At 62.4% G+C, this 14,368-nt stretch carries 11 protein-coding genes; 2 read left to right on the top strand and 9 right to left on the bottom strand.

Annotated features, from left to right (window positions below; all coding sequences use genetic code 11):
* Positions 1–13: 13 nt before the first annotated feature.
* Entirely contained in the window at positions 14–733 is a 720-nt protein-coding gene (locus BLV09_RS23875) for a ribonuclease activity regulator RraA (RefSeq protein WP_100384719.1), read from the top strand.
* A gap of 176 nt (positions 734–909) precedes the next feature.
* Here BLV09_RS23875 and BLV09_RS23870 read toward each other — a convergent pair whose 3' ends face one another.
* The 9 genes from BLV09_RS23870 to BLV09_RS23830 all read right to left on the bottom strand — a co-directional run bounded on the left by BLV09_RS23870 (position 910) and on the right by BLV09_RS23830 (position 12,930).
* The gene (locus BLV09_RS23870) at positions 910–1,470 is read right to left on the bottom strand and encodes a flavin reductase family protein (protein WP_100384718.1); all 561 of its coding nucleotides are present in this window, start codon (positions 1,468–1,470) and stop codon (positions 910–912) included.
* A gap of 6 nt (positions 1,471–1,476) precedes the next feature.
* Positions 1,477–3,594, bottom strand: coding sequence for a S9 family peptidase (locus BLV09_RS23865; protein WP_146689139.1), 2,118 nt, complete (start codon positions 3,592–3,594; stop codon positions 1,477–1,479).
* Positions 3,595–3,671: 77 nt separating this feature from the next.
* The gene (locus BLV09_RS23860; protein WP_100384716.1) at positions 3,672–5,393 is read right to left on the bottom strand and encodes an ABC transporter permease; all 1,722 of its coding nucleotides are present in this window, start codon (positions 5,391–5,393) and stop codon (positions 3,672–3,674) included.
* A 132-nt stretch (positions 5,394–5,525) separates the two neighbouring features.
* Positions 5,526–6,587, bottom strand: coding sequence for an ABC transporter substrate-binding protein (locus BLV09_RS23855; protein WP_146689138.1), 1,062 nt, complete (start codon positions 6,585–6,587; stop codon positions 5,526–5,528).
* 27 nt (positions 6,588–6,614) lie between these two features.
* Positions 6,615–7,682, bottom strand: coding sequence for an ABC transporter substrate-binding protein (locus tag BLV09_RS23850; RefSeq protein WP_146689137.1), 1,068 nt, complete (start codon positions 7,680–7,682; stop codon positions 6,615–6,617).
* A gap of 25 nt (positions 7,683–7,707) precedes the next feature.
* Entirely contained in the window at positions 7,708–8,769 is a 1,062-nt protein-coding gene (locus BLV09_RS23845) for an ABC transporter ATP-binding protein (protein ID WP_146689136.1), read from the bottom strand.
* 98 nt (positions 8,770–8,867) lie between these two features.
* Positions 8,868–10,055 carry a pyridoxal-phosphate-dependent aminotransferase family protein gene (locus tag BLV09_RS23840; protein WP_146689135.1) on the bottom strand — a complete coding sequence of 396 codons (1,188 nt, stop codon included), beginning with the start codon at positions 10,053–10,055 and terminating at the stop codon, positions 8,868–8,870.
* A 108-nt stretch (positions 10,056–10,163) separates the two neighbouring features.
* Positions 10,164–10,889, bottom strand: a complete 726-nt coding sequence (locus tag BLV09_RS23835; RefSeq protein WP_146689134.1) for a thermonuclease family protein — start codon at positions 10,887–10,889, stop codon at positions 10,164–10,166.
* A gap of 301 nt (positions 10,890–11,190) precedes the next feature.
* Positions 11,191–12,930, bottom strand: a complete 1,740-nt coding sequence (locus BLV09_RS23830) for a hypothetical protein (protein ID WP_146689133.1) — start codon at positions 12,928–12,930, stop codon at positions 11,191–11,193.
* Between the two features lie 481 nt (positions 12,931–13,411).
* On the opposite strand from BLV09_RS23830, the gene BLV09_RS23825 reads away from it, so the two are divergent.
* Entirely contained in the window at positions 13,412–14,272 is an 861-nt protein-coding gene (locus tag BLV09_RS23825) for a caspase family protein (protein ID WP_146691274.1), read from the top strand.
* Positions 14,273–14,368 lie beyond the last annotated feature (96 nt).

Here is a 14,368-nt window from a genome sequence, read left to right as displayed (position 1 = left end):
GGGATAAAACACCATGTCAAAACTCAGCGAAGCTACTCGCGACAAACTGAAAACTGTGAGCACCGCAACGGTCGCGACCGCGCTCTACAAGCGGGGCTTTCGGATCCAGTGCATCCAGGATGTCCATCCGCTTAGCCCGGATCAACCGACGCTGGTTGGCGAAGCCTTTACGCTACGCTATATGCCGGCGCGGGAAGACCTCAACAAGCTCGAGGTGTTTCGCGACCGCTCCCATCCGCAGCGCAAGGCGATCGAGGATTGCCCGCCGGGCGCGGTGCTGGTGATGGACAGCCGCAAGGATGCGCGAGCCGCCTCCGCCGGCGCCATTCTGGTGACGCGCCTGATGCAGCGCGGCGTCGCCGGCGTCGTCACCGACGGCGGTTTTCGTGATTCAGCCGAAATCGCCAGACTTGGTTTCCCCGCCTATCATCAGCGGCCGAGCGCGCCGACCAATCTGACGCTGCATCACGCCATCGAGATCAATTGTCCGATCGGCTGTGGCGATGCGCCGGTGTTTCCCGGCGACGTCATCCTCGGCGACAGCGACGGCGTGATCGTGATCCCGGCGCATCTTGCCGATGAGATCGCCAACGAGGCCTTCGAGATGACGGCGTTCGAGGATTTCGTCACCGAACAGGTACAGAAGGGCCGCGGGATCTTCGGGCTCTATCCCGCGACCGACGAGCAGACGCTGGTCGATTTCGCGGCGTGGCGGAAGCAGACGGGAAGGTAGCGAACTTCGCGGGAGCCGCTGCTCTTAACCTCGCCCCGCTTGCGGGGAGAGGTCGAAGCCGAAGGCTTCGGGTGAGGGGGGCTATCCGCGGTCTGCGCCAGGCGGAAGAGCCCCTCACCCCAACCCTCTCCCCGCAAGAGCGGGGCGAGGGAGCGCCCCGCACTCAGGTGATTGCCTTACAGCATCCCCGGCTTGAACAGCTTGCGATACCGGCTGGTGTTCTCGCCCGAGATCATGAACTCGCCATCGCCGCGATAGTGAATTGTCCTGGGATATTTGGGCGAGGTCGCCACATGCGCCTTCACCACTTCAAGGACGAACAGGCTGTATTTCCGGATCAGGCTTGAATCCACCAGCCTGCATTCGAAATTGGCGTAGCATTCGTTGATCAGCGGCGCGCGGACATGCGTGCCGGACTTTGGCGACAGGCTGAATTCGGCGAACTTGTCGATATCGCGGCCGGAGCTGTTGCCGATCTTGACCACCTTGGCCGCAAGATCTTCGGTCGGGATATTGATCACGCATTGCTTGCTCTTGCGGATCATCTCGAAGCTGTGGTTCGCGGTCCAGATATAGCAGCCCACCAGCGAAGGCTGGAATTCCATGATCATGTGCCAGCCCATGGTCATGATGTTGGTCTCGCCCTTATGCGCGGAGCTGACGAGAACGATCGGGCCGGGTTCGAGGAAGCGGCGAACATTATCGGTCGGAAAATCCTTCTTGATATAGTTCGCCATGGCGGCTCACGCCTCTGCTACATCAGCCAGTCCCACGGTCCACAATGCAAACGCGTAGGCGATCGCGACTTCATCGAGCCGGTTGAAGCGGCCGGATGCGCCGCCATGGCCGGCGCCCATGTTGGTGCGCAACAGCACCGGGCCGCCACCGGTCATGGTCGCGCGCAATCGTGCGATCCATTTTGCGGGTTCCCAATAAGTGACGCGCGGATCGGTCAATCCGCCCATCGCCAGGATCGCTGGATAATCCTTTGCGGCGACATTTTCGTAGGGCGAATAGGACAGGATGGTCTTGAAGTCTTCTTCGCTTTCAATCGGATTGCCCCATTCCGGCCATTCCGGCGGCGTCAGCGGCAGCGTGTCGTCGAGCATGGTGTTGAGCACGTCGACGAACGGCACCTCGGCGACGATGCCGGCGAACAACTCGCCGGCGCGATTGGCGACCGCGCCCATCAGCATGCCGCCTGCGCTGCCGCCATGGCCGACGATGCGCTTGGCGCTGGTGTATTTGGCCTCGATCAGCGCGCGGCCGGAGGCTGCAAAATCGTCAAAACTGTTGGTCTTCTTCTTGCGCTTGCCGTCGAGATACCAGCCCCAGCCCTTGTCCGAACCGCCGCGGATATGCGCGATGGCATAAACAAAACCGCGGTCGACCAGCGACAGCCGGTTGGCGGAGAATGACGCCGGCATCGCCATGCCGTAGGAGCCATAGCCATAGAGCAGCAATGGCGCGCGACCGTCGCGCTTGAGATCCTTGCGGTGCAGGATCGAGACCGGCACTTCGGCGCCGTCATGTGATTTCGCCATGATGCGGGTGGTGACGTAATCGGCCGGGTTATGACCGGAGGGGATCTCCTGGCGCTTGCGTAACGTACGTTGCCGGCTCGCCATGTCGTAGTCGTAGACCTCCGACGGCGTCGTCATCGACGAATAGGCGAAGCGCAGGTTCGTCGTGTCGAATTCATAACCGCCCATGGTGTCGAGCGAATAGGCGGCCTCGTCGAACGCGATTGGGTGTTCATCGCCTGTCTTGAGATCGCGAATGATAATGGCGGGCAACGCATTGGCGCGCTCCAGCCGCACCAGATGGCCGGCATAAAGCTCGATATCCATGAGATAGACGCCGGCGCGGTGCGGAATAAGGTCACGCCAGTTGGCGCGATCCGGCGAAGCCAGCGGTGCGGTGACGATCTTGAAGTCGATGGCGTCGTCCGCATTGGTGAGGATGAACAGTTCGTCGCCGCGGTCGGCGATCGAATATTGCACGCCGGTTTCGCGCGCCGCGACCAGCCGCGGCGCGGCATCGATGTTGACAAGGTCGATCAGCCGCTGTTCGGAGGTTTCGTGGTCGCCGCCCGCGATGACACAGAAACGGCCGCTGGCGCTTTCATGGATATGGGTGAACCAGCCGGAATCCTGTTCCTCATAGACCAGAACATCGTCCGCCTGCGGCGTGCCCAAGCGGTGACGCCAGACCTGCATCGGACGGTGATTGTCGTCGAGCTTCACATAGAAGAAAGCATTCGAATCCGCGCTCCACACCACGGTGCCGTCGGTCTCCTCGACGAGGTCGTCACGGTCTTTTTCGTTGGCCCAGTCGCGTACCCGGACCGAGAAATATTCCGAGCCCTTGATGTCGGCGCTCCAGGCCTCGAGCCTGTGGTCCGGCGAATGCCGGGCGCCGCCGAACTTGAAATATTCACGGCCGATGGCGAGTTCATCGCCATCGAGGATGACCTCGCTCTCGCCGCCATTGCGCGGCATGCGGCCGAACAATTCATGCTGGCCGCCCTCGCGGAATTTGCGGAAATACGCAAAAGCGCCATCCGGCGAGGGAACGCTGGAATCATCCTCCTTGATCCGCCCGCGCATCTCCGCGATCAGGGTTTTTTGCAGGCCCGCGGTGTGGCCGAGCAGACTTTCGGTGTAGGCGTTTTCGGCTTCGAGGTATTTGCGGATATCCGCGTCCAGGATCGAGGGGTCGCGCAGCACCTCCTGCCAGTTGGCGTCCTTCAGCCAGGCGTAATCGTCACTGACGGTAATACCGTGGGTGGTGAAGGAATGCGGGCGGCGCGGCGCGACAGGCGCTGCCTGTGATGTTTTTTTTGTTGCCGGTTGTGTCACTTAGTCCTCGCTCGGTCCTGCGGAGTTCACGCTGCCCCATCATATGGGCTAACGCAGGCCGATTGCCATAAGCGATGTCAGCCATTGCGCAGGCGGGCGCTGGCATTGGCGCCGAACATCGGGATCTGGTTGACAGCCAGAACCACCGCGAAGGTGATGACCAGCATCGAGATGCCCAGCACGGCGATCGCGGCGAGATCGCCGCTTTCGTTGAGGTCGTAGATCAGCACGCTGAGCACCTTGGTTTGCGACGTGAACAGCACGATCGCCGCGGAAAGCTCACGCATCACGCCGATAAAGATGAAGCACCAGGTTGCGATCACGCCGGTGCGCAACAGCGGCGCAATGATCTGTCGCAACGATTGCAGCCGCGTCGCACCAAGAATGCGGCTGGCGTCCTCGAGCTCGGGGTGGATTGTGGTAAAGGCCGCCTGCAATTGCTGATAGGCCGACGGCAGGTTGATGGTCAGGAACGCAATCAGCAGGATCCACAGCGTACCATAGAGCACAAAGGGCGGCCTTGTGTAACTGAGGAACAAGCCGACGCCGAGCACAATGCCGGGGACCGCGACGGGTGCGGTGGCGAGAAAGCCGAGCACGCGCCAGCCTGCGATCACCCGCCGCGTCGTGACATAGGCGATGACGAGCGCCAGAATGGTTCCGATGGTTGCGGTAGCGGTGCCGAGAATGACGGTGTTCTTGAGCGCAAGCCCGGTTGACGAGAGTTCGGTAAACACGAAGACGATGTTGTGCAGCGTGAAGGTCGACGGCGTCACGAGTGTTGTCGCGTTGGGCGAAAACGCGGCGTTGAGCAGGGCGAGATAGGGCAGGAACACCGGATTGAGCAGCATCACGAGGCAGAATGCCAGCGCTGCCCAGCGCCACTTCCCCATTTCGACCCGGCGCGGGGCGCCATATTTGCCGCCAACCACGGAATAGCTGCGCCGGCCAAGCAGGAATTTCTGCGCCTGCAGCAGCAGGATGGTCAGCAGCAGCAGCGGCACGGCCGCAGCCGCGGCAAGTTCGAGCTTGGGCGGATACTGGAACAGGCTCCAGATTTTCGTGGTCATGGTGTGGAAGCCGGCCGGCAGCGCCAGGATCGCCGGTGAACCGAACAGCGTCATCGCCTGCAGAAACGCAATCAGCGCGCCGGCGACAAGGGCTGGCAGCGCCAGCGGAATCGTGATGCGCCGCGCCGTGGTCCACGCTTTGCCGCCGAGGATCGCGGAAGCATCTTCAAGCTCGCCGGGCATGGTGTCGAGCGCGTTGGCGACGAGCACGAACACGAAAGGAAAGGTGTAGCAGGAAATCACGAAGATGATTCCGGTCAGCGAATAGATGTTGAACAGATGGTCGTCGGACTCGGCGCCCGTGATGAAACGAAACAGCTGGTTAAGCAAACCGCTGTTGGGCGCCGCCAGCAATTCCCAGGCGACCGCGCCGAGAAACGGCGGCGTCACGAACGAGGCCGTCACCAGCGCGCGGATGAACTGCCGCCCGGGCATGTCGGTGCGCGACACCAGCCATCCCATCGGCGCGGCGACGGCGCAGCAGATGATGGCGGAGCTGACGGCGATAATGGCGGTGGTCAGCAACGGGTCGACGAAATCGGGGTCGGTGAACAGCGTGATGAAGTTCTGGAGCGTCGGGTGATTGGCCTTGTCGGTGACGCTGTAGATCGCGAGCCAGGACAGCGGCAGCACGATCAATACGATCAGAAACGCCGCAAACAGCCACAGCACCGGTTTGGTCCAGTCGAAGCGTCCCTTGGTGCCGTCGATGCTGCCGGTGATGGTCATTTCAATGCTCTCTCTTCGTTATTCCGGGATGCGCCTCTGGCGCAGGCCCAGAATCCATACTCACGACGGTGGTTATGGATTCCGGGCTCGCGCTTACGCGCGCCCGGGAATGACGATGATGGGGTTGACGAGTTACACCTTAAACAGCCGCGCATAGCGTGTCTTGATCTCTTCCGTCATTTTCTCGACGCCGGCGGGATCTTCCTTCATCAGCTTGATGTCGGAAATCTTGCGGCGGCCCGGCTTGGCCTGAACCTGCGCGTGAACCGAATATTGCGCGGTGAAGTCGATGAAGAATTGCTGGGTCTCGCGCGTATGCAGCCAGGCCTGGAACAGCCGTGCGGCATTGGGATGCGGGGCGGTCACGAAAACGCCGGTCGGGCCCGAGATCGTCGGTGCTCCCTCGATCGGATATACCGGCTCGACCGGCTGGCCGGATTCCTTCAGCAGCACGATGCCATATTCGTTGCCGTCGGCCATGACGGCGCGTTCGCCGAGCGAAAGCTTCTTCGGTGGATCGGTCGACGATTGCACCTGCATGACGCGCTGCTTCGACAATTTTTCCATGTAATCCCAGCCGAGCTCGCGGACCATCTGGAAAGTCGCGGTCATGATGGTGCCGCTATAGGCCGGATGACCCTTGACGATCTTGCCTGCCCATTTCGGGTCGAGCAGATCCGCAAAACTTTTCGGTGCGTCCTCGGGCTTCACGAGATTGGTGTTGTAGGCGATCGACGACAGCCAGATTCGCGTGGTCGCGAACATTCCATCGGGATCGCGATATTCGGGGAGGAAATGCTGCGCGATATCCTGGGTGACGAACGGCGCCAGCCAGCCGTTCTTCTTCCAGGTGATGAAATGCGAGGCATCCGAGCTGTTGACGACGTCGGCGGCGCGGATGTTGCTGGCCACTTCCTGGTTGAGCCGCTGAAACAGGCGCTCGGAGCCGGAGCGTTCGATCTGCACTTCAATGCCCGGATATTTTTCCTCAAAGGCCTTGCCGAGCTTCTCGCCTACCGGGAGATCCATCGACGAATACAGGATCACCTTGGCTTCCTTGCGCGCCGCCTCGATCAGATCGGGTGTGATCGAAACCGGCTCCGGGCTGGCGGCCTTCAAAGGCGCCGCAAACGCCGTGAGCCCGAGCGCCGCGGTGCTCTTGATGATATCGCGCCGGGTGACAGCTTTTCGCATCGCACGGGCTTCCTTCGATTTGCCGGATCAGACGTGGAAAATCTTCTGATAGCGGGCCTTGATCGCTTCGCTCTGCTTCTCGGCGCTCTCGGCGTCTTCCTTCATGAGCTTGATCTCGGAAAGCGGCTTGCGGCCCGGCTTCTCCTTGACCTGCTCATGCAGCGAGCGCAGGCCGCCGACCTCGATGAGGATCTGCTGGGCTTCCGGCGTGAAGCAATAATTCTGGAACAGTTTTGCGGCGTTGGGGTTCGGCGCTGCCTTGAAGATACCGTTCGGGCCGATGATGAACGGCGTGCCCTCGGTCGGATAGATCGCCTCGACCGGCTGGCCCGATTCCTTCAGCAGGAAGATATTGTATTCGGTGCCATCGGCCATCACGGCACGCTCGCCGAGCGCGAGCTTCTTCGGCGGATCGGTGGCGGACTGAACCTGCATGATGTTCTGTTTCGCCAGGTTCTCGTAGAAATCCCAGCCGATGTCGCGGACCATCTCGAACGTCGCGGTCAGGATCGTCCCGCTGTAGCCCGGGTGGGCCTTGACGATCTTGCCCTTCCATTTGGGATCGAGCAGGTCCTTGAAACTGGTGGGCGCGTCCTCGGCCTTTACCAGTTTGGTGTTGTAGGCCACCGGACTGAGCGTGGCGCGGAAGCCGGCATAGGTGCCGTCGGCATCGCGATGCTCGGGCTTGTAATGCTTGGCGACATCCTCCGGCACATAAGGCAGCAACATATCCTGGCTTTTCCAGGTCAGCAGATGCGAGGCGTCGGACGAGTTCACGACGTCGACGGCGTGGACATTGCTGGCGTATTCCTGGCCGATGCGCTGGAACACGCGCTCGGCACCGGTGCGCTCGACGCGCACGTCGATGCCGCTGAATTTTTCCTTGAAGGCGCCTGCAATCTTTTCCGCGACCGAAAGATCGATCGCGGTGTACCAGACCACCTTGCCTTCCTTTTTTGCCGCTTCGATCAGTTGCGGCGTGATCGCCTCGGCCGGCGGCGCTTCGGCACGCGCCGGAGACGCGAACACGGCTCCCATCGCAAGCGCGGTCGAGCCCTTCAGAATGTCACGCCGTGAAACTCTATCTCTCTTCATGGCTTTCCTCCGCTTGGCATCATTTTTATCGCTCCAACGCCCGGCAGCGCTCCGGCGGCAGCGTGAGCCAGACCTCGGTGCCCCTGGGAACGGCGTTTTCGGTTGAAGTCACGATGCGCAAGACCGTGCCGTCGGATGCCTCGACCATGTAATCGCGGTTGGCGCCGAGAAAGACCTGGCGCGTCACGGTGGCCTTGACCACGTTCAGGGACGATGGCGGCGCTTGCATCGAAAGCTGAATGTCGTGCTGGCGGATGGCAACCGGGGCGCTTTGACCGGCGCTGAGCTTGGCGCCGACGACCTGCAGGGTCGCTCCGCAAAACGAGACGTGGCTGTCGTCGCGGGCGGTGGCCTTGATGACGTTGCTTGCGCCGATGAAGCGGGCCACAAATTCCGATTGCGGCCGTTCATAGATATCTTCGGGCGTGCCGAGCTGATCGATCTTTCCGGCGTTCATCACCGCGATCAGATCCGCCGTGGTCATCGCCTCGGATTGATCATGTGTGACGTAGACCGTGGTGTAGCGATATTCATCGTGCAGCCGGCGGATTTCGAAGCGCATCTCTTCGCGCAAATTGGCATCGAGGTTGGACAAGGGTTCATCGAGCAGCAGGGTTTCCGGCTCGACGATCAGCGCGCGCGCCAGCGCGACACGCTGCTGCTGCCCGCCTGACAGTTCGCCGGGATAACGCTGCGCCAGAACTTCCAGCTTGGTGGTTTCCAGGATCGCCTTGAGCTTTTTTGCGATGGTGTCGCGATCCATTTTGCGCAGGCGAAGCCCGTAGACGATATTCTCGGTGACCGTCATGTGCGGCCATAGCGCGTAGCTCTGGAAGATCATCGACATCTTGCGCTGCTCGGGAGGCAAGGTTCGCGCCTTCGACGACACCACGCGATCGCCGACATGGATTTCGCCGTCCGAAGGTTCCAGGAAGCCGGCGATCAGCCGCAGCGTCGTGGTCTTGCCGCAACCGGAAGGGCCGAGCAGGCAGATCAACTGGCCATGGTCGATCCGCAGCGAGACATTATCGACAACCGCAAGCGATCCAAATCGCTTGGTCAGGCCGCGTAATTCGACGGACGCCAATCGGATTCCTCCTGTTATTTTTGCGCGGGTTCGCGCCCGGCTTTTTGCCGCTCCGTATAAGCACTAAAAATCGGGTTTCGGAAAGGCTCGGCAGCGCCTCAGGCGCTTACACTTTCGGCGAGCCACTCGATCGCGGCCTCGGTGCCTCCCTTGCCGTGCGGAATATCGAGCGCGTTGAGGCCGACTTCGATCACGCCGAGCGTGCCCAGGATCATCGGCGCGTTGACATGCCCCATATGGGCGATCCGGAACGCCTGTCCCTGCAGATCGCCGATGCCGGTGCCGAGCACGACGCCGCACTTCTCCTTGCAATAACGCTGCAGCGCGACCGGATCGTGACCGTTGGTCATCGTCACCGTCGTGACCGTGTTCGAGCGCTCATTGGGTTCGGCGATGTTGAAGCCGAGCGCCTGGCCTTCGGCCCAGATCGCGACCGCGCGGCGCACCGCTTCGGCCAGCAGGCGATGGCGCAGGAACACGTTCTCAAGCCCTTCGTCGAACAGCATGTCGATCGCCTGCCGCAGCGCGAACAACAGATGCACCGGCGCCGTACCGGCATATTTGCGGTAATGCTCGCTGCCTTCGCGCTCGGTCCAGTCCCAATAGGGGGTTCGCAGCCCGGCCTTCTTGTGCACCTCGCGCGCGCGGTCATTGGCGGCGACGAAGCCCAGGCCAGGCGGCGCCATCAGGCCTTTCTGCGAGCCGGACATGGCGACGTCGATGCCCCATGCGTCCATCTGAAACGGCATGCAGCCGAGCGAAGCCACCGCGTCCACCATGAACAGCGCCGGGTGGCCCGAAGCCTTGATCGCCTTGCCGATCGCTTCGATATCGTTGAACGCGCCCGATGCGGTATCGACCTGCACCGCAAGCACTGCCTTGATGGTGTGATCCTTGTCTTGCCGCAGCCGGGCTTCGACCTCGGCTGGCCGGATCGCGCGGCGCCAGTCGCCCTTCAGCACTTCGACATCGGCGCCCATCGCGGCTGCGGCGTTGCCCCAGCCGATGGCAAACCGGCCGCTTTCCAGCACCAGCACCTTGTCGCCGCGCGACAACACGTTGCTAAGCGTCGCCTCCCACGCGCCATGGCCGTTGGCGATGTAAATGTAGGAGCGTCCCCTGGTGGCAAACAGCCGGCTCAAATCACGCAGCAGGCCATCGGTCAGCCCCACCATCTCTTCGGAATAGATATCCAGCGCCGGACGATGCATCGCCCGCAATACTTCGTCGGGCATGGTGGTGGGCCCGGGGATTGCCAGAAACTCCCGGCCCGCGCGAACGGTCATTGTTGGCTTTCCTTGTTTGGTGCGACGGCCACGCTGCCGTGGCCGGGGAGGGGTGCGTGAATGGTGCTTGAAGGGGTTTTACGCGGCCGGGCGGTTCAAGAAAAGCGCCTATCTCCGGGTTTCGCGGCAGCCTGCCGCTTCGGCGTCCTCGACCGAACAGAACCAGCGGGTGCCCTTGCTGATCTGCATCTTGATCTGCGCGTACCAGCGGCTCTTGGGCGTGTGATAGATGCATTCGCCGGCGCCGTTGACGTTGCCCTTGATGGTGCAGTCAGGCGAGGGTGCGACCGATCCCGAGGCCGACGCCAGCAGGATCGCGTGGGCATTCGGCGGCGGTTTGGTTGCGCCGAGGATCGCCGTCTTCTTGTTGCGGATGCGCCAGTCCCATGGCGCGATGAAGGCGCCCTGCCACATGCCGGCCTTGGCTTCGCGCGCGGCCTTTTCGTCGGCCTCGTAGTCATGGGAAAACCTGACATAGGCGAGCGCCCAGCCGCTCTTCACCAACCATTTCTGGATGTCTTCGCCGTCGACGGTGCACCGTGCCACGGCGCGGCCGCGGCGGTCGGTCCTCTCAACGTGACAGGTCCAGCTCTTGTTTTCGGTGTGATGGATCAGTTCGTCGCGCGCGGCGACGCCGCAGGTCCAGCGCTCGCCGGCGTTATTCAGGCAAAGCTGGTCCACCGATGGCGCGTCGACCCCGCCGAGCCGAATGCGGGAGGTGCCGATCACCACCTGATCGCCTTCGCGGATCTTGGGCACACCGGTGATGTCGGCGGCCTCGGCCATCGCCGGCAGCAAAACGAGTGCAATCGTGAGCAGAAATTTTGTGAACATATAAAGAGCCGTTCAAAGTGGATTCATTTTAAGCAGCGGATTGTGGTGCGGATTCGGTCGGCGCACCAGCGCCCGGCGTTGGGCGCGCTGTCAACTTAACGCGATGATCGGGCCGATGACAGACTACTAAATGTTGCTTCGACGTTTTGGCACCGGAACTGAACTCCCTCTCCCTTTGGGAGAGGGTTGGGGTGAGGGGTAACGGTCTAACAGGAAGCTGTAGCCCCTCACCCGGCGCTCCGCGCCGACCTCTCCCAAAGGGAGAGGTGTTGAACCCGACGCTTTCATCGCAGTTCGAATTCTAGGAAGCGCCTGCCTGCTGCATCAGGGCCCGTCGCGCCAGCGCCAGCCCCATCAGCACGAACGCCGAGGTTACTTCGGGGCCGCCGACAAGGATACGGATCGGGGTCTTCATCTTATTCCATTCATAGGCCTTGAACGGACCGCGCCGTCCGCCTTCGCCGAGCTGGCTGATGATGCAGTGCAAAGCGGGCGCGAAGCTCGCGGGCGCCGCATTGAGATGACCAAGCGCAATCAGCGCCAGCGCCGCATCGAACACGTTCATCTCGGCGGCGATCAGTTCATTCTCGACATAGCCGAGCACCTTGCCGCGGATGAAGTCGAAGGCTCCGTCAGGGTCGATCGTTCGCTGCGCCGCCGGTGGCAACGCCGCGAACGCTGCATAGCAACGGCCAAAATAGGCGCAATAAAGCTCGGGCAGATAATAGATGTGCGATCGCGGATCGGCGAAGGCGCCGGTCTGAGCCAGCCGTTTTTGAAAGCCGATGATGCGCTGAACCGTGGTCAGCCGTTGCGGAGTCTCAAGCACGTTCCAGCGGGCGAGGTTACGGAAGCTGACTTCGAGCACATCGAGATTGAGGGTCGGGTCGAGATCGTTGCCATACGGCCGCTCGCCGGCGAGGTTGTCGATCCAGGTGGCGATGCCGCCTTCGTAATCGATGTTGTCGTTGAGCGGCACCGTCACCTTCGGCTCGTTGACGCCGGCGCTGACCTGATAGCCGGCGTAGAAATCCAGCAGCGGCTGCGCCAGGATCGGATCGGTCGAGCCGGCCTGCGTCGCGGCCGAGAACGCGCACGCCGTGGTGTCGCAGTCCGGCACATAGATGCCGAAGCCGAGCTCCTGCTTGATCTGCGAGAAGAACCGGGAAAAGCGCGGATGCGGCAGCGGCGCCAGCGCCGTGATGACGCTGAAGGGAGTGCCGTCCAGTGCGCGGACGTCTTCCTTGCTGGTGACGAGACAGAAATCGACCATGTCGGCGATCGCGCGCCGCGACGCCTCGGTTTCGCCTGAGGAGGCGAGGCCGGTTTCGACAAAGCTCAGCAGCGCCTCGGTGAAGAACGCATCGTAATAGGCCGAGCGATGGCGGATCTGCATCGGCTGCCACATCGGCTCGGCGATGCCGCGCCAGGGCGGGTTGATCAGGTCGCGGGCCGGCGAGCGCGCGATGAAGACCCGTGCCAGGTTGAACAGCAGCGTCGAATTCTTGTAGCCGCGCGCATTGAGGCCGTTCAGCGCCATCAGCAATTCGCGGCCTCCGACATCGGCGTCGCCGATCAGGTTGAACGCGGCATAGGTCGGGATGAAGCCGTTGCTCCGGTACGAGCGCAGCAGATGCGCGCCGCAGGTCCGGATCACCGCTTCGATCTCGCTTAAGCCAGGCACGCGCGCCGGCGCGGGCATCGGCGGAGGCTTTGGGTGCTGCAGCTCGATCGTGTCCAAAAGCGACGCGACCGGCTGGCCGATCGCGGTCCAGTCCGGCGCGCTGTCGTCGCGCGCCTGGGTCAGTGCCTGCTGCAGCGATTGCAGCCGCGATCCGTCGCGCAGTTCGGCGAGCCCCGCCCGGCGCAGCAGCGGGCGCAACGCCGGATTTCCAAGTGCGGTTCGGTAGAATTTTCCGAGGTGCCGGTCGCCGCCGTCATAGGCCAGAAGCACGGGATCGCAGATATCGAACAGGGACGGACCGTCCTTGCGGGCCGTCAGCGCGCGGCAGGCCGCCCCGGCAATCTGGTGAAAATTCATGGAATGTCTTCCCGCGCGGGTCCCCTCGCGCGTCCCCCACCCGAGCCAACCCGCATCGCGACTCGCGATGTCAGGCAAGCCTTTGAAAACCTACACGGATAGCGGCGAAATACAAATGTGACCTTCGTCACGGTTCCATCTGATCAAATTGAGAGAAAAAATTAACCCGATGCCGGTCCTATGCCGGCCGAAACGCCCGGGCCTGATCCGGAAAAGTGGAACCGGTTTTCTCGCGACAAAACGCTGCGTTCGCGCGGAAATCACGGTCAAAACCGCGCGAGCCGGGCGCTGGAAGCAGGGCCGTATTCGCAACGCGGCATGGTTATTGCCGGGAGGGGCTGGGTGGGCTAAAGGGGGTTGTTGCGGCGCCGCAAATTGCGCGCAATTCGGCGGCAAAGCCGCCCGGCAACCCCTCAAACCTAGACGGCATTGGGCGCGACTAAACTCGCGCGCTCCGTGCCGATGACAGGAATGAATCGTGATGCATGTAGGTCAGCTTCGTCTCTCGCGCCGCTCGGTCACCATCGCCGTCGCTTTGGCAGGTGTGCTGTCGCTGGCGATCGGTGCCCATGCTGCGCTGAACATGCGCGCGCTCGATGCGGCCAAGGCGATCGAAACCGGGCAGGACGGCGGCCAGGCCAAGCACCCTTCGCGGATCGCCCTGGTGATCGGCAACGGCCATTACCCGGACGCCAACGCGCCGCTGACCCAGCCGATCAACGATGCCCGGGCGCTGACCGCAGCACTGCGGCGTGACGGTTTTGAGGTCGATGTGGTGGAAGACGCCAGCCGGGACGACATGACCCGTGCGGTGGCGCGCCTGAAAGCCAGGATCAATCCTGATTCCGTGGTCATGCTGTATTTCGGCGGCTACGGCGTGCAGGCCGGCCGTGAGAGCTACATGATCCCGGTCGATGCGGCGATCTGGAGGGAATCCGACGTCCGCCGCCAGGGCGTCAGCATTGAATCGGTGCTCGACGTGATGAAGGAGAGGGGCGCCCGCGCCAAGCTCGTCGTCGTCGACGCCTCCCGGCGCAATCCCTATGAGCGCCGGTTCCGCAGCTTCTCGCATGGTCTCGCGCCGATTGATGCGCCTGATAAGACGCTGATCCTCACCTCGGCGACGCCGGGCCAGGTGGCCGACGATTCCAAAGGCCAATACAGCGTGCTGATGGCCGAACTGCTCAATAACCTCAGCAACGCGCAGAGCGGAGCGGAAGCCGTCTTCAACCAGACCCGCGTCGCGATCACCCACGCTTCCGACGGCGGGCAGGTCCCGTCGGTCTCGTCTTCGCTGCCGGAAGACGTCCGCTTCGCCCCCATCGAAAACGCCGGCAGCTAAGTCACAGCGAGATTAGATCGAGCTCGACTGTCGACGGAAGTCTGCTCCCTCTCCCGTGGGGAGAGGGCTGGGGTTGAGGGGTTACGGTCTCTCGTT

The sequence above is a fragment of the Bradyrhizobium canariense genome (genome assembly GCF_900105125.1).
Taxonomy (GTDB): Bacteria; Pseudomonadota; Alphaproteobacteria; order Rhizobiales; family Xanthobacteraceae; genus Bradyrhizobium; species Bradyrhizobium canariense_A.
Note: the sequence above shows the minus strand (reverse complement) of the source record. Positions and strands in the feature narration are given on the sequence as shown.